This is a genomic window from Eubacterium sp. AF17-7 (assembly GCF_003461285.1).
In the GTDB taxonomy this organism is placed as follows: Bacteria; Bacillota; Clostridia; order Lachnospirales; family Lachnospiraceae; genus Eubacterium_U; species Eubacterium_U album.
In genome coordinates this window covers 1-293 of record NZ_QTWU01000018.1, presented here as the reverse complement: position 1 = coordinate 293, position 293 = coordinate 1, and the positions used below count along the sequence as shown (strand labels likewise).

The 293-nt window shown below is 45.4% G+C and carries 1 rRNA gene; it reads left to right on the top strand.

From position 1 onward, the window contains the following. Positions 1-132: 132 nt before the first annotated feature. Positions 133-293 (top strand): 16S ribosomal RNA (locus DWW96_RS12325); the annotation flags it as partial.

The window sequence follows — 293 nt, the reverse complement described above, 5'->3', positions numbered from 1 at the left end:
GATAATTGAACAGCAACCATCCCTGAAAATGAATAAAAGATTTTCAGTGAACGTCATCAGAAATGATGAATTCCAAAACAACAGTAATTGATGGAAGAATGGCTAACGTCATTCTGAAATGGATTAAAAACTTTAAACGAGAGTTTGATCCTGGCTCAGGATGAACGCTGGCGGCGTGCTTAACACATGCAAGTCGAACGAAGCACCTTAGACAGAAGCCTTCGGGCGGAAGACTTTGGTGACTTAGTGGCGGACGGGTGAGTAACGCGTGGGTAACCTGCCCTGTACCGGGG